Source organism: Streptomyces sp. NPDC050264, assembly GCF_040655895.1.
Taxonomy (GTDB): domain Bacteria; phylum Actinomycetota; class Actinomycetes; order Streptomycetales; family Streptomycetaceae; genus Streptomyces.
The window spans coordinates 1-24144 of sequence record NZ_JBFAKV010000021.1 but is presented as its reverse complement, the minus strand read 5'-3'; the positions used below and the strand labels follow the sequence as shown (position 1 = coordinate 24144).

The following is a 24144-nucleotide window of genomic DNA, read 5'->3' as shown; positions in this document are numbered from 1 at the left end:
CTATCGGGGTCTCAGCAAACCTCGCTGATGAGCCTGGGCCACAGCAGACGTCCGCGAATCGACCCCCAACTTCGCGTAGATGTGCACCAGATGGGACTTGATCGTGGCCTGGCTCAAGAACAGCTGACGCGCGATCTCCGCGTTGGACAAGCCGTCCCGCACCAGCTGGAGAACCTCCAGCTCCCGCCGGCTCAACGCCTCGGAGGGCGCCCGCAACCGGTCCATCAGGCGGAGCGCGATCGCCGGGGCGAGCGCGGACCGGCCGGAGGCGGCCGTGCGGACGGCCGCCGCCAGCTCCTCAGGCGGCGCGTCCTTCAGCAGATAGCCGGAGGCCCCGGCCTCCACCGCCGCGAGAATGTCCGCGTCGGTGTCGTACGTGGTCAGGACGAGCACGCGCGGCGCCTCGTCCAGGGCCGCGATCCGCGCGGTCGCCTCGGCGCCGTGCAGGCCCGCGCCGAACTGCAGGTCCATCAGTACGACGTCCAGCCGCCCGGCCGCGGCGAGCTCGACGGCCCGTTCCGCCGTGGCGGCCTCCGCGACGATCGCGAAGTCCGGCTCGGCGTCGAGGACGGCCCGCAGTCCGGCGCGTACGACGGGATGGTCGTCGGCGAGCAGCAACCGGATCACGCGCCACCCCCGGCGGGAACCGGCAGGGTGACGGCGACCGCGGTGCCCTGGCCGGGCGCCGACTCGACCGTGAACGTACCGCCGAGCGCCCGCACCCGCGCCTTCATCGCGGGCAGTCCGAAGCCGCCGTCGCCGCCGGGCACGGCGAGGGCCGGGTCCGGGTCGAAACCGCGACCGTCGTCCACCACATCCAGGGCCACCGAGGTCTCCATGAGGCTGAGGGTGATCTCCGCGCGGCGCGCGGACGCGTGCCGCACCGTGTTGCCGAGCGCCGACTGGGCGATCCGCAGCAGCGCCACCTCATAGGGGGTGGGGAGTTCGAGCGGGGTGCCGCTCGTCGTGAAGCGGGCACTCAGGGCGGGAGCCGTGGCGCACAGCCGCTCCAGGGATCCGGCCAGGGAACCGTTCGCCAGGCCGGGCGGCGTGAGCGCGCGGACGAAGCGGCGGGCCTCCGCGAGGTTGTCCTGCGCGGTCGACCGGGCCTGCTCGACGTGCGCGGCGGCGGGCGAGCCGTCGGGCAGGTCGCGCTGGGCGGCGCGCAGCAGCAACTGGATCGAGGACAAACCCTGCGCGAGGGTGTCGTGGATCTCGCGGGCGAGCCGTTCGCGCTCGGCGAGGGTGCCCGCGGCGCGCTCCGCGGCGGCGAGTTCGGCGCGGGTCGCGACGAGTTCCTCGATGAGCCGGCGCCGGCGCTCGCTCTCCCGGTACAGCGCCTGATAGCCGAGCACGGTCGCCACGGCGACGGCCGCGCCGAGCAGCGGGCCTATGAAGGCGCCCGGGTTGAACGCCCCGTCATGTCCGACGTACGAGGCGATGGCCGCGCCCGCCGCGAGCGCCACCGCGGGAACGCCCCACCGCGCGGGCAGCAGGTGCAGGAGGAGGAAGTAGAGCGGGAAGGCCAGCCACAGCGCGTCGGGGGAGAGGACGAGGAGCACCGCCCAGACCGCGCCCAGCGCGCCGAGCCAGCACGCGGCGCCCGCGCGCGTGGCCCGTACGACGGGAAGCAGCGGGCCCGCCGCGTAGGCGCCGCCCAGGGCCACGGCCACGGTCACGACAGCGCCGACCGGCTCGTGCGAGCGGCCGGACAGGCCGCGGACCACGACCAGCGCGAGCAGCCCCGCCATCAGCAGATGCAGGCAGAGGCGCAGGGCGCGCAGGGCGGGGGTGAGGGAACGGGTATCCATACTGCTCACCAGCGTACGAAGCCGGCCCCCGAAACCCGGTCAACCGAAAGTTTGAAAGGGGCCTCCCTCCTTCGATTCGGGTGAAGCGTGCTGTGGCGCGATGCCCGCGCCGGGCCCGGGGCAGCAGGGTGGAAGCCATGTTCGTCGCATGGAGAGACCTACGGTTCGCCAAGGGCAGATTCGCCCTGATGGGAACCGTGATCGTACTGATCACGCTGCTGGTGGGACTGTTGTCGGGGCTGACCGCCGGGCTGGCCCGGGACAACACGTCGGCGCTCACCGGGCTGCCCGCCGACCGCCTCGCGTTCGCCCGCCCGGCCGGGGGCCAGCCGGTGTCGTTCACCGGCTCCGCCGTCCAGCGCGCGCAATGGCGGGAGCTGGCCCGGCAGCCCGGCGTCACCGGCGCGCATCCGCTCGGCATCGGCACCGTCAACGCGCGGTCCGGCGCCCGCACCGCGGCCGTCTCCGCGTTCGGCGTCGAGAAGAAGTCGGGCCTCGCGCCCGACGCCACCGCACCCGGCACCGCCGTGCTGTCGCACAAGGCCGCCGACGAACTGGGCGTCGGAGTCGGCGGCCCCCTCACGCTCGGCGGTACGACGCTGAAGGTCACGGCCGTCTCCGGTGACGCCTCCTACAGCCACACCCCGGTCGTCTGGACCGACCTCGGCGACTGGCAGTCCCTCGCGCCCCGGGCCGGCGGCAGCGGCGAACAGGCCACGGTCGTCGCCCTCGACACCGCCTCCGGATACGACGCGGCGGGCGCCGACCGGGCCGCGGGCACCTCGACCACCAGCGTGCGGGGCGCCCTCGAAACCATAGGGTCCTACCAGGCCGAGAACGGCTCGCTGCAACTGATGCGCGGCTTCCTCTTCGTCATCTCGGCCCTCGTCATCGGGGCGTTCTTCACCGTGTGGACGATCCAGCGCAGCGGGGACGTCGCCGTCCTGAAGGCGCTCGGATCCTCCACGTCCTACCTGCTGCGGGACGCGCTCGGCCAGGCCGTCGTGCTGCTCGTCGGCGGCACCGCCGTGGGAACCGCGCTGGCCGCGCTCATCGGGGCGTTCGTGCCGGACGGCGTGCCGTTCGTACTGGAGCCGCTGACCAGCGTCGGCCCCGCCGCCGTCATGACCGTCCTCGGCGTCTGCGGCGCCGCCCTGTCCATCCGGCGGATCACCGCCGTCGACCCCCTCACCGCCCTCGGGAGCGCCCGATGACCCTGCTGCTCGACGACATCACCCTGACCTACGCCGACGGGGAGGGCCGCCTCACGGCTCTGGACCGGGTGGGCCTGGAGGTCCCCGCCGGAACGGTGAGCGCCGTGGTGGGCCCGTCGGGCTCGGGCAAGTCCAGTCTGCTGGCGGTCGCCGCGACCCTGGTCACCCCGGACAGCGGGCGGGTGGTGATCGACGGGACCGAGGCGACCGGACTGAGCCGGGCCGCCGCGGCGGAGCTGCGCCGCCGCGCCGTCGGCATCGTGTTCCAGCAGCCCAACCTGCTGCCGTCCCTGACGGCCCTGGAACAGCTCCAGGTCATGGCGCATCTGGACGGGCGCCGCCCGCGTGAAGTCCGGGGCCGCGCCGCGGAGTTGCTGGACGCGGTGGGCCTGGCAGGCCTGGCTCATCGGCGGCCCCATCAGCTGTCCGGCGGGCAGCGCCAGCGGATCAATATCGCGCGGGCGCTGGTGAACGGGCCCCGGGTGCTGCTTGTCGACGAGCCGACCAGTGCGCTGGATTTTGAACGGGGGGTCGTCGTGCTGGAGTTGCTCGCGCGGCTCACTCGGGAGCGGGGGGTCGCGACGGTGCTGGTCACACATGACCGGGGGCACTTGGGCGTCGCCGATCAGGTGGTCGAGATGGTGGACGGCCGTCTCGCGGCGGCCGTGTTCTAGGTGGTTCGTTGCGGGGTGCGGCGGCCTGCGCGAGAAGCCCCGCCGGCCGGCACTCGGCAACGAACAACTAAGATCCGGCGCCCGCGCCCGAACTGGCCAGCGCCTCCGACAATTCACGGGCCACCTGCTGAAGCACCGGCACGATCTTGTCGGTGGCCGCCTCGGTGACGCGTCCCGCCGGGCCGGAGATCGAAATGGCCGCCGCCGTGGGCGAGTCGGGCACCGGCACGGCCAGGCAGCGCACGCCGATCTCCTGCTCGTTGTCGTCGACCGCGTACCCGGAGCGGCGCACCTCCTCCAGCGCGTCGAGGAAACCGTCGGGCGTGGTGATCGTCTTCTCCGTCGCCGCCGGCATCCCGGTGCGGGCGAGCAGCGAGCGCACCTCGCCGGCGGGCGTGTGCGCGAGCAGCGCCTTGCCCACGCCGGTGGAGTGCGGCAGCACCCGGCGCCCGACCTCGGTGAACATCCGCATGGAGTGCTTGGAGGGCACCTGGGCGACGTAGACGATCTCGTCCCCGTCGAGCAGTGCCATGTTCGCCGTCTCGCCGGTCTCCTCGACGAGCCGGGCGAGATAGGGGCGCGCCCAGGTGCCGAGCAGACGCGCGGAGGACTCGCCGAGCCGGATCAGGCGCGGGCCGAGCGCGTAGCGGCGGTTGGGCTGCTGGCGTACGTAGCCGCAGGAGACCAGGGTGCGCATCAGGCGGTGGATCGTGGGCAGCGGGAGGCCGCTGCTCGCGGAGAGTTCGCTGAGACCCACCTCGCCGCCGGCGTCGGCCATCCGCTCCAGGAGGTCGAAGGCGCGCTCGAGGGACTGGACACCACCGCTGGGCGCGGACTTGGCGGCATCAGTGGTGCTGGCGTCGGACGTCGGCACAGCGCGTTCCTTTCGAGGACAAGCGGGTGATGCTGCAGCCTACCGGCGGGTTCCCGGCCGGTCCTCCCTTGACCTGGAAGTTCGTCGGTAGCTACATTCTGCCTACCGGAATCATAATTCCACTTTGTGGAAACGTCCAGAGGTCGCGCGGGGCATCCGGTGCGCGCCGCGGACCCTTGACGGACCGCGAACGAGGAGTGAAGACTCCTTCAACAGAACGTTGAAACAAATGGTGGAACAGAGGAGGTCCAGGGTGTCGGACGTCGAAGTCGAACTGGTGCTGCGCTCGACCCGCGTCATCACCCCCGACGGTACGCGGCCCGCGTCGGTCGCCGTCGCCGCGGGGAAGATCGTCGCGGTGCTCGCGCACGACGCGCAGGTACCGGCCGGCGCCCGTGTCGAGGACTTCGGCGACCACGCGCTGCTGCCCGGCATCGTGGACACGCACGTCCACGTGAACGACCCGGGGCGCACCGAGTGGGAGGGCTTCTGGACCGCCACCCGCGCCGCCGCGGCCGGCGGCATCACGACCCTCGTCGACATGCCGCTGAACTCCCTGCCGCCGACCACCAGCGTCGACAACCTGCGCACGAAGCAGGAGGTCGCCGCCGCCAAGGCGCACATCGACGTCGGCTTCTGGGGCGGCGCCCTGCCCGACAACGTCAAGGACCTGCGGCCGCTGCACGACGCCGGCGTCTTCGGTTTCAAGTGCTTCCTGTCGCCGTCCGGCGTCGACGAGTTCCCGCACCTGGACAGTGACCGGCTCACCGCCTCCATGGCCGAGATCGCCGGCTTCGGTGCTGATGGGGGGCTGCTCATCGTGCACGCCGAGGACCCGCACGAGCTGGACGTCGCCCCGCACACCAGCGGCCCCAAGTACGACGACTACCTCGCGACCCGGCCCCGTATCTCCGAGGACACCGCGATCAAGGGACTCATCGACACGGCCAAGCGGCTCGGCGCCCGCGTCCACATCCTGCACCTGTCCTCCTCCGACGCGCTGCCGCTGATCGCCGCCGCCAAGGCCGAGGGCGTCAGGCTCACCGTCGAGACGTGCCCGCACTACCTCACGCTCACCGCCGAGGAAGTCCCTGACGGCGCGAGCGAGTTCAAGTGCTGTCCGCCGATCCGCGAGGCCGCCAACCAGGACCTCCTCTGGCAGGCGCTGGCCGACGGCACCATCGACTGCGTCGTCACTGACCACTCGCCGTCCACCGCCGAGCTGAAGACCGACGACTTCGCCACCGCGTGGGGCGGCATCTCCGGCCTCCAGCTCAGCCTCTCCGCGATCTGGACCGCGGCCCGCGAGCGCGGGTACTCCCTCGACGACGTGGTCCGCTGGATGTCGGCGCGCACCTCGGAGCTGGTCGGCCTCGACGACCGCAAGGGCGCCATCGCCGTCGGCCGTGACGCCGACTTCGCGGTGCTCGCCCCCGACGAGACCTTCACCGTCGACCCGGCCGCGCTCCAGCACCGCAACCGCGTCACCGCGTACGCCGGCAAGACGCTGCACGGCGTCGTCAAGTCGACCTGGCTGCGCGGCGAACGCATCGTCGCCGACGGCGAGTTCACCGCCCCGCAGGGCAAGCTGCTCGAAAGGACCAAGTAAGACCGTGGCCGCATCCTCCGAAATACCCCGCTTCACCGGCGACGCCAGCCCCTACGGCGGCGGCGACCCGTACGCCGACTACCGCACCGCGGACTTCCCCTTCACCCGGCACGCCGACCTCGCCGCCCGCACCCTCGGCGCCGGGGTGATCGCCGCGAACGACGAGTTCTTCGCCCAGCGCGAGAACCTCCTCCTCGCGGGGCGCGCCGAGTTCGACCCGGAGCACTTCGGCCACAAGGGCAAGATCATGGACGGCTGGGAGACCCGCCGTCGCCGCGGCACGGGCGCGGACCACCCGTGGCCCACCGCCGAGGACCACGACTGGGCACTCGTCCGGCTCGGCGCCCCCGGCGTGATCCGCGGCATCGTCGTCGACACGGCCCACTTCCGCGGCAACTACCCGCAGGCCGTCTCGGTCGAGGCGGCCTCCGTGGCGGGCGCCCCCACGCCGGAGGAGCTCCTCTCCGACGACGTGAAGTGGACCACGCTCGTCCCCCGCACGGCGGTCGGCGGTCACGCGGCCAACGGCTTCGAGGTGACGGTCGAGCAGCGCTTCACGCACCTGCGCGTCAACCAGCACCCCGACGGCGGCATCGCCCGCCTGCGCGTGTACGGCGAGGTCGTCCCGGACCCGGAGTGGCTCGCGACGCTCGGCACCTTCGACGTCGTCGCCCTGGCCAACGGCGGCCGTGCCGAGGACGCCTCGAACCTCTTCTACTCGCCCGCCTCCAACACCATCCAGCCGGGCTACTCCCGCAAGATGGACGACGGCTGGGAGACCCGGCGCCGCCGCGACAACGGCAACGACTGGATCAGCTACCGGCTCGTCGCCCAGGCGCGGATCCGCGCCCTGGAGATCGACACGGCGTACCTCAAGGGGAACAGCGCCGGCTGGGCGTCCGTCTCCGTCAAGGACGGAGAGGACGGCGACTGGGTCGAGGTGCTGCCCCGTACCCGCCTCCAGCCCGACACGAACCACCGCTTCGTGCTCGACGCGCCGGCCGTCGGCAGCCACGCGCGCGTCGACATCTACCCCGACGGCGGCATCTCTCGGCTGCGCCTGTTCGGCTCCCTCACGGAGCAAGGCGCTTCCCAACTCGCGGCGCGCCGCGCGGAGTTGGGTGCGTAGACTCCGCCCCGCAAGGGTTTGCGGGGCACACCGGCCCGACAGCACCGGTGTGCCCCGCACGACCGTGCCCGCCCCTTACGCGGCGTGCCCGCCGTCCACCGCGAGTTCCGCGCCGGTGACGTAGGCGGCCGCGGGACCCGCCAGGTAGGCCACCGTCCGGGCCACCTCGTCCGCCGTGCCGAACCGGCCGAGCGCCGTCATCTCCGCCTGGCCGGACGCGTACGGGCCGTCCGCCGGGTTCATGTCCGTGTCGATCGGGCCCGGGTGGACGATGTTCGCCGTGATGCCGCGCGCGCCGAGCTCCCGGGCCAGGGCCTTCGTCAGGCCGATCAGGGCCGACTTGCTCATCGCGTAGAGCGTGCCGCCCGGTCCCGGCACGTACTTGGTCATGCACGTGCCGATCGTGACGATGCGGCTGCCCGCGTCCATGACCGGGGCCGCGGCCTGCGAGACGAGGAAGACGCCGCGCACGTTCACGGCGAGCACCCGGTCCACGTCGGCGAGGGTCAGGCTCTCCAGCGGCCCGAGGACACCGATGCCGGCGTTGTTGACCAGGACATCCAGGCGCCCGTGCCGGCCGAGCCGCTCCGTGGTCAGCGACACCGCGTCCGCCGCCTCGCCCGCGTCCGCCGAGTCGGCGCGCACCGCGAGCCCGCGCCGCCCCAGTGCCTCGACGCGCCGGACCACCTCCTCGGCGGCCTCCTTGCCCTGGACGTAGGTGACCGCCACGTCGAAGCCGTCCCGCGCGAGCCGCAGCGCCGTCGCCGCGCCCACGCCGCGGCTGCCGCCGGTCACCAGAGCCACCTTGCTGTTCATGCTCTCTCCTGAGGTCATCGATTGCCGTGGCTTCGAGTACAGCGCTGTGCGGCGCCGGAATCCGGCGGCAATCGGACTCCGAGACCGGGGGCGGGGATCGATGAGTTCCGGGCACGGGCGGGGTCTCAGTGGACAGAAGCATCCGCATCCACGAGACGGAGCCCACCGTGAAGCTCACCCTCACCCAGTTCGTCACCCTCGACGGTGTGCACCAGGCGCCCGGCGGCCCCGAGGAGGACCGGTCCGGCGGCTTCGAGCACGGCGGCTGGTCGTTCCCGTACGACGACGAGGACTTCGGCGCCTTCGTCACCGAGGCCTTCGGGCGGGTCGACGCGTTCCTGCTCGGCCGCCGCACGTACGACATCTTCGCCGGGTACTGGCCCGAGCACACCGACCCGTCCGACCCGGTGGCCGGCAAGCTCAACGCCCTGCCCAAGTACGTCGCCAGTAAGACGCTGACCAGCGGCGACTGGGCGGGCACCCGGTTCATCGGCGGCACGGACCTCGTCAAGGACGTCATCGCGCTCAAGGAGCAGCCGGGCCGCGAGCTGCAGATCCACGGCAGCGGCACGCTCGCCGCGTACCTGCTCCGGCACGACCTGATCGACACGCTGCACCTGCTGACGTTCCCGGTCGTGCTCGGCACCGGCAAGCGCCTCTTCGAGGAAGGCGCCGTGCCCACCGCCTTCCGGCACACCGCCACCCGCACCACCGGCAAGGGCGTCGTCATCTCCTCGTACGACCTCGAAGGACGCCCCACGTACGGCAGTTTCTGACGGTCGGCCGTAGCCGACCCGATCACGCCGCGAGTACGGTGATCGCTCCCGTGCGAGCCACCGACGTCTCGACACCCTTCATACGTAGCTGCATACGTAGCCGGAGAGACGCCCTTGACCTCGCTCGCGCTGCCCGCGCCCCGACCCCGTGCCTGGCTCACCGACGTCCCGCTCCTCGCGGTCGCCGTCGTCTGGGGCGCCAGCTATCTCGCGGCCAAGGGCGTCACCACCCAGTCCACGGTGCTCGCGGTCCTCGTCCTGCGCTTCGGGATCGTGCTGCCCGTACTCGCCGTGGCCGGCAGGCGGGCGCTGAAGGCTCTGACAGCGGCCCAGTGGCGCGGCGCGGGCACGCTGGGGCTGATCCTCAGCGGGATCTTCCTCCTGGAGACGTACGGCGTCGTGCACACCTCGGCGACCAACGCGGGCCTGATCATCAGCCTCACGATGATCTTCACCCCGCTCGCCGAGGCGGCGGTCACCCGTACCCGGCCGTCCCGCACCTTCCTGGCGGCGGCCGCGACCTCCGTACTCGGCGTCGTCCTGCTCACCCAGAGCGGCGGTTTCACGACACCGTCGGGCGGCGACCTCCTGATGCTCCTCGCGGCGTTCGCCCGCACCGTGCACGTGCTGTTCATGGCGCGGCTGAAGTCGGCCCAGGGCGCCGACGCGCTGCCGATGACGACCGTCCAACTCGGCACGGCCGTCGTCGTGTTCGCCATGCTGTGCGCCGTGCCCGGCACGGGCGCCGCACCGTGGGACGCGGCGGCCGCCTTCGGACCCGCCGACTGGGCCGGGCTGCTGTTCCTGTCCGTCTTCTGCACGCTGTTCGCGTTTTTCGTACAGATGTGGGCCGTACGACGCAGTTCGCCCTCCCGCGTCAGTCTGCTCCTCGGGACCGAACCCTTGTGGGCGGCGGCCACGGGCATCGCGCTGGGAGGTGAACAATTGGGCATGGTGGGCCTGTTGGGCGGGGCCCTGGTGCTGGCCGGAACCGGCTGGGGCCGAGGGGCGGCAAGTTAACTCACGGAAAACAAGCCGTTGTTGGTGTTGACGTGTACCCGTCTACGCGCGTCACACTAGGGGCATGAAGATTCCCCCACGCTTCATCAGCGTCGCTGCCCTCGCCGCCGCTCTCTTCGTCGGCGGTCCCGCCACGGTCGCCGCACAGGCCGCCCCCGCCCCCCTGGCCGCCGCGTCCACGTTCTCCGCCGCCGCCGTCGGCGACATCTGCTACTCCGCCCTGCCGTCCCAGGCACACGACACCCTGGACCTCATCGCGCAGGGCGGCCCGTTCCCGTACGACCAGGACGGTGTCGTCTTCCAGAACCGGGAAGGTGTCCTGCCGTCCCAGTCGACCGGCTACTACCACGAGTACACGGTCATCACGCCGGGCTCCTCCGACCGCGGCGCCCGCCGCATCGTCACCGGCTCGGCGAGCCAGGACTACTACACGGCCGACCACTACGAGTCCTTCGACCTCGTCGACCACGACTGTTGAGTCCCTGAGGCCTGTCTTCGAACTCCCCTCGTCGCCCGGAGGACGGGCAGAGGGGAGTTCGAAGACAGGACCTAACTCTTCTTCTGGCTCTCGGCTGCCGCGAACAGGGCGATCGCGAGCACGATCAGCGCGATGCTCCCGTAGACCTCGCGGCCGTCGAGGAAGCCGATGTGCCGGATCAGGCCCCAGCTCAGCCGGCCGGTGAACTCGTGGAGCAGGCCGACCGCGCCCTGGATCAGGGCGAAGGCGGCGATGACCTCGACGATCTGCCACCACTGCTTCTTGTTCATCCACGGAACTCTCGCCCCGCGGACCCCCCTCGCACATCGGCCGCGGGGCGAGGCACGTACGACATGAGTCGCTGTCCGGGCGGCGGTCGGGCGACCGAAGTCGGCCGCCGCGCGACTTTGGTCGCCTTCCCTTCGCGCGGGGCGGTACGGAGCCCCCACGGTGCGTAGATTTGTCGACCATGGAGGCAAAGGAGCAGACCGCACCCCCCGGGCGGGCGGTCGAACCGCGGCCCGGATGGCGCCGCCGACTGCAGCCGGCGGTGACGGCCGGCGGCGAACTCGACCTCGACCCCGACGGCCGCCCCGGCCGCAGGCGGCGCACCGCCAGGGACTGGATCGTCGACTTCGTCTGCTTCGTCATCGCGGTCTTCATCGGCCTGGTCGCCGCCGACCAGCTCGACCAGAACCCGAACCTCTCGCACGACTTCGCCACGGTCGACCAGCTCGTCGGCGCCCTGGCCTGCGCCGCGGTCTGGCTGCGCCGCCGCTGGCCGCTCGGCTTCGCCCTCGCGATGGTGCCGGTCGGCGTGGTGTCCGACAGCGCGGGCGGCGCGGTGGCGATCTCCATCTTCACGCTGGCCGTCCACCGTCCGTTCCGCTTCGTGGGCTGGGTCGCCGGCGCCTCCATCGCGCTGGTCCCGGTGTATTTCGCCGTCCGCCCCGATCCGAGCTCGCCCTACCTGGTCTCGGTCGCCTTCACCGTGATCATCGCGGCCACCTGTGTCGGCTGGGGCATGTACGTCCGCTCCCGGCGCCAGCTCCTGCTGTCGCTGCGGGACCGCGCCCACCGCGCCGAGACCGAGGCGGCACTCCGCGCCGAACAGGCCCAGCGCCTCGCCCGCGAGGCCATCGCCCGCGAGATGCACGACGTGCTGGCCCACCGTCTGACGCTGCTGAGCGTGCACGCGGGCGCCCTGGAGTTCCGGCCCGACGCGCCTCAGGCCGAGATCGCCCGGGCCGCCGGCGTCATCCGGGAGAGCGCGCACGAAGCGCTGCAGGACCTGCGCGAGATCATCGGCGTGCTGCGCGCCGCCGACCACGGCGACGAGTCCGGCCGCCCCCAGCCCACGCTCGCCGCCCTGGACACGCTGGTCGCCGAGTCCCGCGAAGCGGGCATGGAGGTCGTCCTGGACCAGCACGTCACCGACCCCGAGGCCGTGCCCGCCTCCACGGGCCGCACCGCGTACCGCATCGCGCAGGAGGGCCTGACCAACGCCCGCAAGCACGCGCCCGGCGCCGAGGTGGCCGTCACGGTCGGCGGCGCCCCCGGTGACGGCCTCACCATCACGGTCGGCAACCCGCCGCCGCCCGGCGAGGTGCCGCACGTCCCCGGCTCCGGGCAGGGCCTGATCGGCCTGACCGAGCGGGCCGGCCTCGCGGGCGGCCGCCTCGACCACGGACCCGGGCCCGACGGGGGCTTCGTCGTCCGGGCCTGGCTGCCGTGGAGCGGCTGACCGGCCGGCCCGGTGACGATCCCGGCTTGGCTACGGTGGGGCGCATGAACGCGATCCGTTTGCTGCTCGTCGACGACGACCCGCTGGTCCGCTCGGGCCTGACCCTGATGCTGGGCGGCGCGCGGGACGTCGAGATCGTCGGAGAGGCGGCCGACGGCGAAGAGGCCCTCGCGGTCGCCGGTACGGCCCGGCCCGACGTCGTCCTCATGGACATCCGCATGCCGAACATGGACGGACTCACGGCCACCGAGCGGCTGCGGTCGCGGGCGGACGCCCCCGAGGTCGTCGTCCTCACCACGTTCCACGCGGACGAGCAGGTGCTACGGGCGCTGCGCGCGGGCGCCGCCGGATTCGTGCTCAAGGACGCCACCCCGGCCGAGATCCTCGACGCCGTACGCAGCGTCGTGGCCGGCGACCCGGTGCTCTCGCCCGCCGTGACCCGCCAGCTGATGACCCACGCGGCGGCCTCCGAGCGCGACGTCCGCGCGGCGGGCGCCCGGCGCCGTCTGGCCGATCTCGCCGACCGCGAGCGCGATGTCGCCGTGGAGGTCGGCCGGGGCAAGTCCAACGCGGAGATCGCCGCGACCCTCTACCTGAGCGTCGCCACCGTCAAGGCGCACGTCTCGCGCATCATGACCAAGCTCAACCTCAACAACCGCGTACAGATCGCGCTGCTCGTCCACGACGCGGGCCTGCTCGACACCTGACCGTCCGCGGAACCACGGTAAATTTCACACCGTGATCTAAGTGTGGGGTGAAGGGGTCTAGGGGTGGAGCGAAGGATGGCAGGACCACGTCGGCGGACGGTGCGCGATCTGCGCCGCAACAACCGGGCCACCGTACTGAGCAAGCTCTACTTCGACGGACCGCTCAGCAGACAGGAGTTGGGCCCGCTCACGGCCCTCAGCTCGGGCTCCATCAGCAATGTCGTGGCCGATCTGATCACCGACGGGCTCGTGGAGGAGGCGGGCTCCGTCGACTCCGACGGCGGCCGCCCGCGCACCCTGCTGCGCGTCGCGCCCGGCAGCGGCCACGTCGTCGGGGTGGACGTCGGCGAGACCCGGGTCCGCGTGGAGCTGTTCGACCTGTCGCTGAGCGAACTCGCGCGCGTGGAAGCCCCGTTGCCGCTCGCCGCGCCGGACGGCACGTACGACGCCCACGAGGTCGTACGCCTCATCGCGGGCGGCCTCACCCAGGTCCTCGCCGGGGCGGACGTGCGGCCCGCGTCGCTCATCGGCGTCGGTATCGGAGTGCCCGGCACAGTGGACGCCTCCGGCGCGTCCGGCGCCGTCGTGCACGGCCAGACCATCGGCTGGGAGGCCGTGCCCCTGGAAGCGATGCTGCGCGCATCCGGCGAACTCCCGCCGGAGATCCCGCTGTTCGTGGACAACGGCGCCAAGACCCTCGGCCGCGCCGAGATGTGGTTCGGCGCGGGCCGCGGCGCCCGCAACGCGGTGATCACCCTCATCGGCTCCGGCGTCGGCGCCTGCGTGATCGCCGACGGCGTGCCCTACCAGGGCTCCTCCAGCAGCGCGGGGGAGTGGGGCCACACCGTCCTCCAGGTCGGCGGACGGACCTGCCGGTGCGGGTCCCGCGGCTGCCTGGAGGCGTACGTCGGCGCGGAGGCGCTCCTCGAACGGTGGCGGGAGGCGGGCGGCAGCTGGACGTCGCCGGACGAGGAGGGCGCGCTCGCCGAACTCCTCGCCGACCCCGGCACCGGTCAACTCCTCGACGAGACGGCCGTGTTCCTGGGCGCGGGCATCGCCGACCTGGTCAACCTCTTCAACCCGGAGCGGATCGTCCTCGGCGGCTGGGCCGGCCTGCTGCTCGGCCCGCGGCTCATCGAACCGGTGCGCCGCGCCGCCGCCGCGTACGCGCTGCGCCACCCCTTCGCGCAGACCACCGTCGAACTCGGCCGCCTGGGCGCCGACGCGGTCACGGTCGGCGCGGCGACGCTGCCCCTCGCCCGGTTCCTGGAGGCGGGCGGGGCCGAGCGGGAACGGATCGTGAGCAAGGCGAGTTGGATGGGGTGAGAGCCGCCCGGCGGCGGGACGAGGACGGGAGCACGCAGTCATGGCAGATCTGGGCGAGATCGTCGACCTCGGTGAATTCGCGGACAGCGCACGGTCGTTCTACGCCGACCCCTATCCCGTGTACGACGCGCTGCGCAGGCGAGGCACCGTGCACCACGTGCGCACGCCGGGCCCCGGGCCCCAGGAGGAGCTGTGGCTGATCGTCGGCCACGAGGCGTCCCGGGCCGCGTTCACCGACCCGCGCCTGGTCAAGTCCCCGCCCTGGGGCTTCGACGACGACGTCATCGGTCGGCATCTGCTCTTCGCGGACGCGCCCGAGCACGGCAGGCTGCGCTCCCTGGTCACCCGGGCGTTCACCGCACGCCGGGTGGCCGGACTCGTGCCGCGCATCCAGAAGATCACGGACGAGCTGCTCGACGACATGGTGCCGCGGGGCTCCGCCGACCTGATCGGGGCGCTGGCCTTCCCGCTCCCGCTCGTCGTCATCTGCGAGCTGCTCGGCGTCCCCGACATCGACCGGGAGCGGTTCCGCCGGATGTCGACGCAGGTGGTCGCGCCGACGAGCGGTGCCGACGAGGCGGACGTCTACGTCGAACTGGCCGGGTTCCTGGACGCGTTGATCGAGGAGAAGAGCAGCTCGGAGCCGGCCGACGACCTGCTCGGCGCGCTCATCAGGACCACCGCGGAGGACGGCGACCGGCTCTCCCCGTCCGAGTTGCGCGGCATGGCCTTCCTGCTGCTGATCGCGGGCCACGAGACGACGGTGAACCTGATCGGCAACGGCGTACGGGCCCTGCTCGCGCACCCCGGTCAACTCGCCGCACTGCGCGCGGACATGAGCCTCCTCGACGGCGCGGTGGAGGAGATGCTGCGTTACGACGGACCGGTGGAGACCGCCACCATCCGCTTCGCGGCGGGCCCGGTCGAGATCGACGGCGTGGTGATCCCCGCGGACGCGCCCGTCCTGATCGGTATCGCCTCGGCCGACCGCGACCCGGACCGCTTCCCGCGCCCCGACGATTTCGACATCCGCCGCGACGCGCGGGGCCACATGGCGTTCGGCCACGGCATCCACTTCTGCCTGGGCGCCCCACTGGCCCGTATCGAGGGCCGCACGGCGATCCGCTCCCTGCTGGAGCGCTGTCCGGACCTGACCCTGGACGGCGAGCCGGACACGTGGCTGCCCGGGGTGTTGATGCGCGGGGTCCGGGAGCTCCCGGTGCGCTGGTAAGCGCCCCGCCAGGGGCACGGGGACGGCGCGAGCAACGACGACGGGACCTGGCCACGCCCACGAAGCCGGCCCGCAACGGCGCATGCGCGCAGAAGAGCGGGCCCGAGCCGGTCAAGCCCCGGGCACCTCCTCCACCCGCACCACCCTCCGCTCGGCCCGCGACAGCTCGCACGCCTCAGCGACCCGCAGCGCCGCCAGCGCCTCGAACCCGTCGCACGGATTGGGCCGCTCGCCGCGCACCACGTCGACGAAGGCCTTCAGCTCGGCCTCGTAGGCGGGCGCGAACCGCTCCAGGAATCCGGGCCACGGTTTCGCGGCGGCCGGCGGGCCCTCCGGCTCCGTCGAGGTGATCGGGGTCCGGTCGTCGAGACCCACGACCACTGTGTCCCGTTCACCGGAGAGCTCCATCCGCACGTCGTACCCGGCGCCGTTGCACCGCGTAGCCGTGGCCGTGGCCAGCGTTCCGTCGTCCAGGGTCAGGACGACCGCCGCCGTGTCGACGTCCCCCGCCTCCCGGAACATCGAGGGCCCCGCGTCGGACCCGGTCGCGTACACCTCGACGACCTCGCGGCCCGTCACCCAGCGCAGGATGTCGAAGTCGTGCACGAGGCAGTCCCGGTAGAGGCCGCCGGAGAGCGGCAGATACGCGGCCGGGGGCGGCGCCGGGTCGGACGTCATCGCCCGCACGGTGTGCAGCCGGCCGAGCGCCCCGGCCCGCACGGCCTCCCGCGCGGCCGTGTACCCGGCGTCGAAGCGCCGCTGGAATCCGAGTTGCAGGACGGTGCCCGCCGCCGCGACCTCGTGCAGCGCGGCCAGCGTCCCGGGCAGGTCGAGGGCGATCGGCTTCTCGCAGAACACGGGCAGTCCGGCCCGCGCCGCCCGCCCGATCAGCTCGGCGTGCGCGGCGGTGGCCGCCGTGATCACCAGGGCGTCCACGCCCCATGTGAAGAGTTCGTCGACGCTGGGCGCCGCGGTCGCCCCGATCCGGTCGGCGAGCGCGACGGCCCGCGCGGGCTCGGCGTCGGTGACGAGGAGGGAGCCGACCTCCCGGTACCGCTCCAGCACACCCGCGTGAAAGGTTCCGATCCGGCCCGTTCCGATGAGTCCGATGCGCATGGACCCAACGTGCCGTCCCGCCCAGATGCTGTCAATCCTTTGTCCTGACAAACACCCGCCCCAGGTTTGTCCGGACAATCGGACTTCAGGACTTCCCGTCAACATCTCCCGCCGCTACGCTCGGCCCGTGGCCAAACCCCTCGCCGACCCGACCGTCCGGCTCGAACTCAGCGTCGACCGCACCAGCCCGGTCCCGCTGTACTTCCAGCTCTCCCAGCAGCTGGAGTCGGCGATCGAGCGCGGCGCCCTGACCCCCGGAAGCCTGCTCGGCAACGAGATCGAGCTGGCCGGCCGCCTCGGTCTGTCCCGGCCCACGGTCCGCCAGGCCATCCAGTCCCTCGTCGACAAGGGACTCCTCGTGCGGCGCCGCGGCGTCGGCACCCAGGTCGTGCACAGCCAGGTCAAGCGCCCCCTCGAACTGTCCAGCCTCTACGACGACCTGGAGGCCGCGGGCCAGCGCCCCGAGACCCGGGTCCTCGGCAACACGCTGGTGCCCGCCTCCGCCGAGATCGCCGCCGCGCTCGCGATCGGCGAAGGGGAGGAGGTGCACCGCGTCGAGCGGCTGCGCCTGGCCCACGGCGAACCCGTCGCGTACCTGTGCAACCACCTGCCCACCGGCCTGCTCCCGCTGGAGGACGAGCGCCTGGAGGCCACCGGTCTGTACCGGCTGATGCGCGCCGCGGGGATCACCCTGCACAGCGCCCGCCAGTCCGTCGGCGCGCGCGCCGCCACCGCCGCCGAGGGCGAACGCCTCGCCGAGCCGGAGGGGTCGCCGCTGCTGACGATGCAGCGCACGACGTTCGACGACAAGGGCCGCGCGGTCGAGTTCGCCTCGCACACCTATCGGGCCTCGCGCTACTCCTTCGAGTTCCAGCTCCTCGTACGGTCGTGATCTTCGTACGGCCCTGAAGGCGATCCGCGACCGTGGTCCGAATGTTCTGACAAAGTCATTGACGCTGCGATGGGACCCCGCTACAAAATCCTCCAGCCGCACCGCGCGGCCGGAGGAGAGGTGGCTCCACGATGCGCACGACGCGTACGACGACCCGCACAGCTCGCACGGCCGCGGCCCTCGTCGCGGTGATCGCCCTCGCCGCCGGCTGCAGCGGATCGGGTGGCAGGGACTCCGAGGACAAGGCGGACACCCCGTCAAGCGGCAAGGGGGTCGCCACGCCCCGCCTCAAGATCGCGATGATCACGCACTCCGGTGAGGGCGACACCTTCTGGGACATCGTGCGCAGCGGCGCCAAGCAGGCCGCCGCCAAGGACAACGTCGACTTCCTCTACTCGAACGACAAGGAAGCCAAGGGGCAGGCCGAGCTCGTCCAGGCCGCGATCGACAAGAAGGTCGACGGCATCGTCGTCACCCTCGCCAAGCCGGAGGCCATGCGGTCGGTGCTCGCCAAGGCGAAGGCCGCGGGCATCCCGGTGGTCTCGATCAACTCGGGCTCCGAGTTCTCGCAGAAGTTCGGCGCGCTCAGCCACATCGGCCAGGAGGAGGCCGTGGCCGGCGAGGCGGTCGGCACCAGGCTGGCGCAGGAGGGCCGCAAGAAGACCCTGTGCGTCATTCACGAGCAGGGCAACGTCTCCCTCGAGCAGCGCTGCGCCGGCGTCAAGAAGACCTTCAAGGGCACGGTCGAGAACCTGAACGTCGACGGGACGAACGCCCCGAACTCCCAGTCCTCCATCGAGGCCAAGCTCCAGGCCGACAAGTCCATCGACGCGATCGTCGCGCTCGGCGCCCCCGTCGCCGCCCTCGCGGTGAAGGCGAAGGACGACGCGGGCAGCAAGGCGGAGATCGCCACGTTCGACCTGAACGCCGAGGTCGTCCGGCGGCTGAAGGCGAAGGAGGTCACCTTCGCGGTCGACCAGCAGCCGTATCTGCAGGGCTATCTGGCGGTCGACGAACTGTGGCTCCACGAGACCAACGGCAACGTGCTGGGCGGCGGGAAACCCGTGTTCACCGGACCCGCGCTCGTCACCGCGCAAGACGTGCCCCAGCTGGAGAAGTACACCGCGCGCGGTACCCGGTGAACCGTTGGATGATCCCCGTGACCCATACTTGTGCGTTTGGGACCGCAAAGCGGTCTTCAAGGACCGGTAAACGGTCCACCGGGCCCGGCTCGTCGCCGGCCCCGGTGTACGACGCAGCAGACCAAGAAGGGCACGGCCTCGTGGCACGGTTTCGGACCTGGGTGAGCATCGCCGTAGCGGGGGCGCTCGGCCTCACGCTGGCGGGATGCAGCAGCACCGGCGGCAAGCGGGCGGAGGACGCCAGGAAGGCGCAGACCGCCCAGGGCAAGGCCGCGGTGAACACCCCGCGCTGGACCTTCGCCATGATCACCCACTCGGGCGACGGCGACACCTTCTGGGACATCGTCCAGAACGGCGCCAAGCAGGCCGCCGTGAAGGACAACATCAACTTCCTCTACTCGCACAACGACGAGGCCAACCAGCAGGCGCAGCTCGTCGACGCCGCCATCGACAAGAAGGTCGACGGCATCATCGTCACGCTCGCCAAGCCGGACGCGATGAAGGCGGCCGTGGCCCGCGCCGAGAAGGCCGGCATCCCGGTCATCACGGTGAACTCGGGCTCCGAGGAGTCCAAGAAGTTCGGCGCGCTCACGCACATCGGCCAGGACGAGAAGATCGCGGGCGAGGCCGTCGGCGAGGAGCTCAACAAGCGGGGCAGGAAGAAGGCCCTGTGCATCCTGCACGAGCAGGGCAACGTCGGCCATGAGCAGCGCTGCGCGGGCGCCAAGGAGACCTTCGACGGCACGATGACGAACCTGTACGTCGAGGGCACCAACATGCCCGACGTGCAGTCCTCCATCGAGGCCAAGCTCCAGTCCGACAGTTCCGTCGACGCGGTCGTCACGCTCGGCGCCCCCTTCGCGGCCACCGCCGTGAAGGCCAAGGAGGACGCGGGCAGCAAGGCCGAGATCGACACGTTCGACCTGAACGAGAAGGTCGCCCAGGGCCTGGAGGACGACTCGCTCGGCTTCGCCGTCGACCAGCAGCCCTACCTCCAGGGCTACCAGGCCGTGGACCTGCTGTGGCTCTACCGGTACAACGCCAACGTGCTCGGCGGCGGCAAGCCGGTCCTCACCGGCCCGCAGATCGTCACCAAGGACGAGGCCGCCAAGCTGGAGGAATACGCGAAGCGGGGGACACGATGACCACCACGACTCCCGGGCCACAGCTCGACGAGAGAGTGCTGAGAGCCTCTCCCTGGAAGAAGCTCCTCGGCCGCCCCGAACTCGGCTCGGTCGTCGGCGCCGTCGCCGTCTTCATCTTCTTCGCGATCTTCGCGGACAGCTTCCTGCGGGCCGCCAGCCTCGCGACCGTCCTGTACGCGGCGTCGACCCTCGGCATCATGGCCGTGCCGGTCGCGCTGCTCATGATCGGCGGCGAGTTCGACCTGTCGGCGGGTGTCCTCGTGACGTCGTCGGCGCTGATCTCGTCGATGTTCAGCTACCAGATGACGGCGAACACCTGGGTCGGCGTAGGAGTGTCCCTCCTGGTCACCCTCGCCATCGGCGTCTTCAACGGCGTGATGCTGACCCGCACCAAACTGCCCAGCTTCATCATCACGCTGGGCACGTTCCTGATGCTGACCGGCATGAACCTCGGCTTCACCAAGCTGATCAGCGGCACGGTCTCGACGAAGTCGATCTCCGACATGCAGGGCTTCTCCTCCGCGAAGTCCGTCTTCGCCTCGACGTTCACCATCGGCGGCGTCGACTTCAAGATCACGATTCTCTGGTGGATCGCCCTGATCCTGGTCGCCACCTGGATCCTGCTGCGCACCCGCGTCGGCAACTGGATCTTCGCGGTCGGCGGCGACCTGGACGCGGCCCGCGCGGTCGGCGTCCCGGTCAACAAGACCAAGATCGGCCTGTACATGGGCGTCGCGTTCGGCGCCTGGATCTCCGGCCAGCACCTGCTCTTCTCGTACGACGTCGTGCAGTCCGGCGAAGGGGTCGGCAACGAACTGATCTACATCGTCGCGGCCGTCATCGGCGGCTGTCTGATCACCGGCGGCTACGGCTCCGCGGTCGGCGCGGCCATCGGCGCGCTGATCTTCGGCATGACCAGCAAGGGCATCGTGTTCGCCGAGTGGAACTCGGACTGGTTCAAGTTCTTCCTCGGGGCGATGCTGCTCCTCGCGACCCTGCTCAACGCATGGGTCCGCAAGCGCGCGGAGGCGATCAAGTGAGTACGGACCAAGCGGCCGCCGATGGACCCACGCCCCTGATCGAGCTCGACGGCGTCAGCAAGTACTACGGCAACATCAAGGCCCTGGAGGACGTCTCGCTCGTCGTGAACGCGGGCGAGATCTCCTGCGTCCTCGGCGACAACGGCGCCGGCAAGTCCACCCTCATCAAGATCATCGCGGGGCTGCACCGGCACGACGCCGGCTCCTTCTCGATCGACGGTGAAGAGGCCAAGCCGGCCAACCCGCGCGAGGCCCTCGACCGCGGCATCGCCACGGTCTACCAGAACCTCGCCGTCGTCCCGCTGATGCCGGTGTGGCGCAACTTCTTCCTCGGTTCCGAGCCGACGAAGGGCAAGGGCCCCTTCAGGCGCCTGGACGTCGACCTGATGCGCAGGACGACCCGCGAGGAACTCCTGCGCATGGGCATCGACCTGCGCGACGTCGACCAGCCCGTCGGCACGCTCTCCGGCGGCGAGCGCCAGTGCGTGGCCATCGCCCGCGCCGTCTACTTCGGCGCGAAGGTCCTGGTCCTCGACGAGCCCACCGCCGCGCTCGGCGTCAAGCAGTCCGGCGTCGTCCTGAAGTACGTGGCCGCGGCGCGGGACGCGGGCCTCGGCGTGGTCCTCATCACCCACAACCCGCACCACGCCTACCTGGTCGGCGACCGGTTCGTCCTCCTCAAGCGGGGCGCCATGTTCGGCAGCCACACGCGCGACGAGATCACCCTCGACGAGCTGACCCGTCAGATGGCGGGCGGCAACGAGCTGGACGACCTCCGTCATGAGCTGGAGCGGGCGCCCGTGCCTACGCATTTGGGCGGGCACACGTCGGGCGGCGCCGAGAAGTAGCGCCGGTTCGCCGCAGCGCTGGTTGTTTCGTCGGCGGGTGCGGGTTTCGTCGTGGCTGGTCGCGCAGTTCCCCGCGCCCCTGGAGCATGCGGCTTCGCCGCAGCCCCATGGGGGCGCGTGACGTGCGCCTCCTGAGATGGCGCACGTAGCGCGCATCTCAGGGGCGCGGGGAACTGCGCGACCAGCCCCCACCGGGCCCGCGGCCGCCGACGAGAGCCGCACCACCCCACCCCTGGGCGGGAGCCCCGCCGGACCAGAAACCCGGCATGCGGCGGAGCCGGTGCGTGAGGCAGAATCGCCGCAATGAGCACCTACCGCGACCTAGCCCACCGGGGCAGCGCCCGGGCCACCGTTCTGCGGACCGTCGGCACCCGGGAGCGCCGCTCGCACCTGACGGCCCCCCGCGTCCCCACCGTCGGCATCGACATCGGCGGCACGAAGGTGATGGCGGGTGTCGTGGACGCGGACGGCATCATCCTGGAGACGTTGCGGGCCGAGACGCCCGACAAGTCGAAGAGCCCCAAGGTCGTCGAGGACACCATCACCGAGCTGGTCCTCGACCTGTCCGACCGGCACGACGTCCACGCGGTGGGTATCGGCGCGGCCGGCTGGGTCGACGCGGACCGCAACCGTGTCCTGTTCGCCCCGCACCTGTCCTGGCGCAACGAGCCGCTGCGCGACCGTCTGGCGGGCCGCCTCTCCGTCCCGGTCCTGGTCGACAACGACGCGAACACCGCCGCGTGGGCCGAGTGGCGGTTCGGCGCGGGCCGCGGCGAGGACCACCTCGTCATGATCACCCTCGGTACGGGTATCGGCGGCGCGATCCTGGAGGACGGGCAGGTCAAGCGCGGCAAGTTCGGCGTCGCGGGCGAGTTCGGCCATATGCAGGTCGTGCCGGGCGGGCACCGCTGCCCGTGCGGCAACCGCGGCTGCTGGGAGCAGTACAGCTCAGGGAACGCGCTGGTCCGCGAGGCCCGTGAACTGGCCGCCGCCGACTCTCCGGTCGCGTACAACATCATCGAACGGGTCAAGGGCAGCGTCCCCGACATCACCGGGCCGCTCATCACCGAGCTGGCCCGCGAGGGCGATGCCATGTGCATCGAGCTGCTGCAGGACATCGGCCAGTGGCTCGGCGTCGGCATCGCGAACCTCGCCGCCGCCCTCGACCCGTCCTGCTTCGTCATCGGCGGGGGCGTGTCCGCCGCGGACGACCTCCTCATCGGCCCCGCCCGTGAGGCCTTCAAGCGGCACCTCACCGGCCGCGGCTACCGCCCCGAGGCCCGCATCGCCCGCGCCCAGCTCGGCCCCGAGGCCGGCATGGTCGGCGCCGCGGACCTCGCCCGCCTGGTCGCCCGCCGCTTCCGTCGCGCCAAGCGCCGCCGCGTGGAGCGGTACGAGCGCTACGAGCGGTACACCCGCACACGCGGCGACGCCGAGGGCCAGTGAGAGCGGAGCGACAGGAATGCCAGCGATGACGACCGTGCCCCGCCAGCCCTCGTCCCCGGACGAGGAGCCACCGCGCCCGGACCGGGGCCGGGTGATCCGCCGCCGTGCCCTCACCCTCCTGACCATCGTGCTGCTCATCGGGATCCCCGCCGGGTACCTGGTGATCTCCGCGAACCAGAGCCGCAACAGCGGCAAGGACAAGGAGGCGAAGTACTCGGCGACCGGGCTGACCATCGGCTGGCCGTCCAAGGTGCAGCGCCGTCTCTACGGGATCCCGATCCCCCCGTCCTCCCGCGACGTCGCCTACTACGAGACGAACAACTACAAGGTCAGCCGCCTGTACGCGCAGTTCCTCACCGACAACGAGGGGCTGGACACGTTCCTCGAGCAGATCGACAGCGATCCCGCCGAGCTGAAGGAGGGCGACTTCGCGGTCAGTGACCGCGACCGGTCCGTGGCCGGCTGGGAGTTCACCGGCCCCGGCCCCTGGTACGGCCTGACGCACAGCCAGAAGGACCCGTCGCCGACCCAGACCGTCGTGGTGAACCGCTCGAACCCGGACCACCCCATGGTCTACGTGGTCTCGATGACGCACCCCTGAGAGCCTGACCTCGGCCCTGGGCCCCAGACCCTCGGTCCTCGGTCAGGTCGACCAGATGACGCCGCCGTTGTACACGATGACGACCTTGGCGTCGGCCCGCAGGAGGAGCTGTGCGCCCTCGTGGCCGTGGCTCTTGGAGGCCCAGATGGGGCGGTCGTCGCCGTTGTGGATGACGAGATTGCCGTCGCTCTGGAAGATGGCCCGGTGGTTGGCGCCGAAGGTCATGGACGCCCAGATGGGCTTGTCCTTCTCGTTGTAGACGACGAGGTTGCCGTCGGCCTGCATGACCATGCGGATGCGGTTGGTCGTCCAGGCCTGGTTGACCTCCAGGGCGCTGGGCGCGGAGACGGTCGCGGTGCTCCAGTGCGGTTTCGGGGCCGCCTTGGGGGTGGGCTTCTTCTTGGGCGGCTCGCTCGTCGCGGTCTTCTGCGGGACGGGCACGGCGGCCGCGGGCGTCGCGGCGACCTTCGGCACCGGGCTCTTCTTCGGCGCCTTCTTGTGGGGG

At 71.7% G+C, this 24144-nt stretch carries 24 protein-coding genes and 1 pseudogene; 18 read left to right on the top strand and 7 right to left on the bottom strand.

The genetic code is table 11. The annotated features are described in order from the left end of the window. Both AB0J02_RS30945 and AB0J02_RS30940 read right to left on the bottom strand, forming a co-directional pair. Entirely contained in the window at window positions 1–627 is a 627-nt protein-coding gene (locus AB0J02_RS30945) for a response regulator transcription factor (protein WP_363197117.1), read from the bottom strand. Further along, window positions 624–1811 (bottom strand): sensor histidine kinase, encoded by a 1188-nt coding sequence (locus AB0J02_RS30940; protein ID WP_363197116.1) that lies wholly within the window; start codon window positions 1809–1811, stop codon window positions 624–626. Before AB0J02_RS30940 ends, AB0J02_RS30945 begins: the two co-directional genes overlap by 4 nt. Before the next feature lie 137 nt (window positions 1812–1948). Here AB0J02_RS30940 and AB0J02_RS30935 point away from each other — a divergent pair, with 137 nt between their 5' ends. Both AB0J02_RS30935 and AB0J02_RS30930 read left to right on the top strand, forming a co-directional pair. Next, window positions 1949–3025, top strand: coding sequence for an FtsX-like permease family protein (locus AB0J02_RS30935; protein ID WP_363197115.1), 1077 nt, complete (start codon window positions 1949–1951; stop codon window positions 3023–3025). Next, window positions 3022–3699: an ABC transporter ATP-binding protein gene (locus AB0J02_RS30930; protein ID WP_363197114.1), complete on the top strand. Its 678-nt coding sequence runs from the start codon at window positions 3022–3024 to the stop codon at window positions 3697–3699. Before AB0J02_RS30935 ends, AB0J02_RS30930 begins: the two co-directional genes overlap by 4 nt. Before the next feature lie 67 nt (window positions 3700–3766). Here AB0J02_RS30930 and AB0J02_RS30925 read toward each other — a convergent pair whose 3' ends face one another. Continuing rightward, window positions 3767–4573 (bottom strand): IclR family transcriptional regulator, encoded by an 807-nt coding sequence (locus tag AB0J02_RS30925; protein WP_363197113.1) that lies wholly within the window; start codon window positions 4571–4573, stop codon window positions 3767–3769. Between the two features lie 253 nt (window positions 4574–4826). On the opposite strand from AB0J02_RS30925, the gene allB reads away from it, so the two are divergent. Further along, window positions 4827–6182, top strand: coding sequence for an allantoinase AllB (gene allB / locus AB0J02_RS30920; protein WP_363197112.1), 1356 nt, complete (start codon window positions 4827–4829; stop codon window positions 6180–6182). Window positions 6183–6186: 4 nt separating this feature from the next. Continuing rightward, window positions 6187–7311 (top strand): allantoicase, encoded by a 1125-nt coding sequence (gene alc, locus AB0J02_RS30915; RefSeq protein ID WP_363197111.1) that lies wholly within the window; start codon window positions 6187–6189, stop codon window positions 7309–7311. A 75-nt stretch (window positions 7312–7386) separates the two neighbouring features. Here alc and AB0J02_RS30910 read toward each other — a convergent pair whose 3' ends face one another. After that, window positions 7387–8127 carry a 3-oxoacyl-ACP reductase family protein gene (locus AB0J02_RS30910; RefSeq protein ID WP_363197110.1) on the bottom strand — a complete coding sequence of 247 codons (741 nt, stop codon included), beginning with the start codon at window positions 8125–8127 and terminating at the stop codon, window positions 7387–7389. 128 nt (window positions 8128–8255) lie between these two features. Between AB0J02_RS30910 and AB0J02_RS30905 the strand changes: the two genes are divergently transcribed. The 3 genes from AB0J02_RS30905 (at window position 8256) to AB0J02_RS30895 (ending at window position 10401) form a co-directional block, all read left to right on the top strand. After that, window positions 8256–8903: a dihydrofolate reductase family protein gene (locus AB0J02_RS30905; RefSeq protein WP_363197109.1), complete on the top strand. Its 648-nt coding sequence runs from the start codon at window positions 8256–8258 to the stop codon at window positions 8901–8903. Between the two features lie 114 nt (window positions 8904–9017). Beyond that, window positions 9018–9923, top strand: a complete 906-nt coding sequence (locus AB0J02_RS30900) for a DMT family transporter (protein ID WP_363197108.1) — start codon at window positions 9018–9020, stop codon at window positions 9921–9923. Window positions 9924–9987: 64 nt separating this feature from the next. Then, window positions 9988–10401, top strand: a complete 414-nt coding sequence (locus AB0J02_RS30895) for a ribonuclease (RefSeq protein ID WP_363197107.1) — start codon at window positions 9988–9990, stop codon at window positions 10399–10401. 71 nt (window positions 10402–10472) lie between these two features. On the opposite strand, the gene AB0J02_RS30890 is transcribed toward AB0J02_RS30895, so the two are convergent. Continuing rightward, the gene (locus tag AB0J02_RS30890) at window positions 10473–10691 is read right to left on the bottom strand and encodes a hypothetical protein (RefSeq protein WP_363197106.1); all 219 of its coding nucleotides are present in this window, start codon (window positions 10689–10691) and stop codon (window positions 10473–10475) included. Between the two features lie 179 nt (window positions 10692–10870). Between AB0J02_RS30890 and AB0J02_RS30885 the strand changes: the two genes are divergently transcribed. The 4 genes from AB0J02_RS30885 to AB0J02_RS30870 all read left to right on the top strand — a co-directional run bounded on the left by AB0J02_RS30885 (window position 10871) and on the right by AB0J02_RS30870 (window position 15409). Beyond that, window positions 10871–12145 carry a histidine kinase gene (locus tag AB0J02_RS30885; protein ID WP_363197105.1) on the top strand — a complete coding sequence of 425 codons (1275 nt, stop codon included), beginning with the start codon at window positions 10871–10873 and terminating at the stop codon, window positions 12143–12145. Between the two features lie 44 nt (window positions 12146–12189). Then, on the top strand, window positions 12190–12852 hold the full coding sequence (locus AB0J02_RS30880; RefSeq protein ID WP_363197104.1) for a response regulator transcription factor: 663 nt from the start codon (window positions 12190–12192) through the stop codon (window positions 12850–12852). A gap of 75 nt (window positions 12853–12927) precedes the next feature. Beyond that, window positions 12928–14178, top strand: coding sequence for an ROK family protein (locus tag AB0J02_RS30875; RefSeq protein ID WP_363197103.1), 1251 nt, complete (start codon window positions 12928–12930; stop codon window positions 14176–14178). 40 nt (window positions 14179–14218) lie between these two features. Beyond that, a complete protein-coding gene (locus AB0J02_RS30870) occupies window positions 14219–15409 on the top strand; it encodes a cytochrome P450 (RefSeq protein WP_363197102.1) in 1191 nt (396 codons plus the stop codon). 111 nt (window positions 15410–15520) lie between these two features. Here the strand turns inward: AB0J02_RS30870 and AB0J02_RS30865 are convergent, their stop codons facing one another. Beyond that, window positions 15521–16525, bottom strand: a complete 1005-nt coding sequence (locus AB0J02_RS30865; RefSeq protein WP_363197101.1) for a Gfo/Idh/MocA family oxidoreductase — start codon at window positions 16523–16525, stop codon at window positions 15521–15523. A gap of 127 nt (window positions 16526–16652) precedes the next feature. Between AB0J02_RS30865 and AB0J02_RS30860 the strand changes: the two genes are divergently transcribed. The 7 genes from AB0J02_RS30860 to AB0J02_RS30830 all read left to right on the top strand — a co-directional run bounded on the left by AB0J02_RS30860 (window position 16653) and on the right by AB0J02_RS30830 (window position 23639). Then, window positions 16653–17417: a GntR family transcriptional regulator gene (locus AB0J02_RS30860; protein WP_363197100.1), complete on the top strand. Its 765-nt coding sequence runs from the start codon at window positions 16653–16655 to the stop codon at window positions 17415–17417. Between the two features lie 131 nt (window positions 17418–17548). After that, window positions 17549–18559, top strand: coding sequence for a sugar ABC transporter substrate-binding protein (locus AB0J02_RS30855; protein WP_363197099.1), 1011 nt, complete (start codon window positions 17549–17551; stop codon window positions 18557–18559). A 140-nt stretch (window positions 18560–18699) separates the two neighbouring features. Continuing rightward, window positions 18700–19704 (top strand): sugar ABC transporter substrate-binding protein, encoded by a 1005-nt coding sequence (locus AB0J02_RS30850; RefSeq protein WP_363197098.1) that lies wholly within the window; start codon window positions 18700–18702, stop codon window positions 19702–19704. Further along, entirely contained in the window at window positions 19701–20744 is a 1044-nt protein-coding gene (locus tag AB0J02_RS30845; protein ID WP_363197097.1) for an ABC transporter permease, read from the top strand. The genes AB0J02_RS30850 and AB0J02_RS30845 overlap by 4 nt, the downstream gene beginning before the upstream one ends. Next, window positions 20711–21592, top strand: coding sequence for an ATP-binding cassette domain-containing protein (locus AB0J02_RS30840; protein ID WP_363197096.1), 882 nt, complete (start codon window positions 20711–20713; stop codon window positions 21590–21592). Before AB0J02_RS30845 ends, AB0J02_RS30840 begins: the two co-directional genes overlap by 34 nt. 303 nt (window positions 21593–21895) lie before the next feature. After that, a complete protein-coding gene (locus tag AB0J02_RS30835; RefSeq protein ID WP_363197095.1) occupies window positions 21896–23038 on the top strand; it encodes an ROK family glucokinase in 1143 nt (380 codons plus the stop codon). A gap of 25 nt (window positions 23039–23063) precedes the next feature. After that, a complete protein-coding gene (locus tag AB0J02_RS30830) occupies window positions 23064–23639 on the top strand; it encodes a sugar kinase (RefSeq protein WP_363197094.1) in 576 nt (191 codons plus the stop codon). Between the two features lie 42 nt (window positions 23640–23681). Here AB0J02_RS30830 and AB0J02_RS30825 read toward each other — a convergent pair. After that, a pseudogene (locus tag AB0J02_RS30825) lies at window positions 23682–24144 on the bottom strand (mannose-binding protein); the annotation flags it as partial.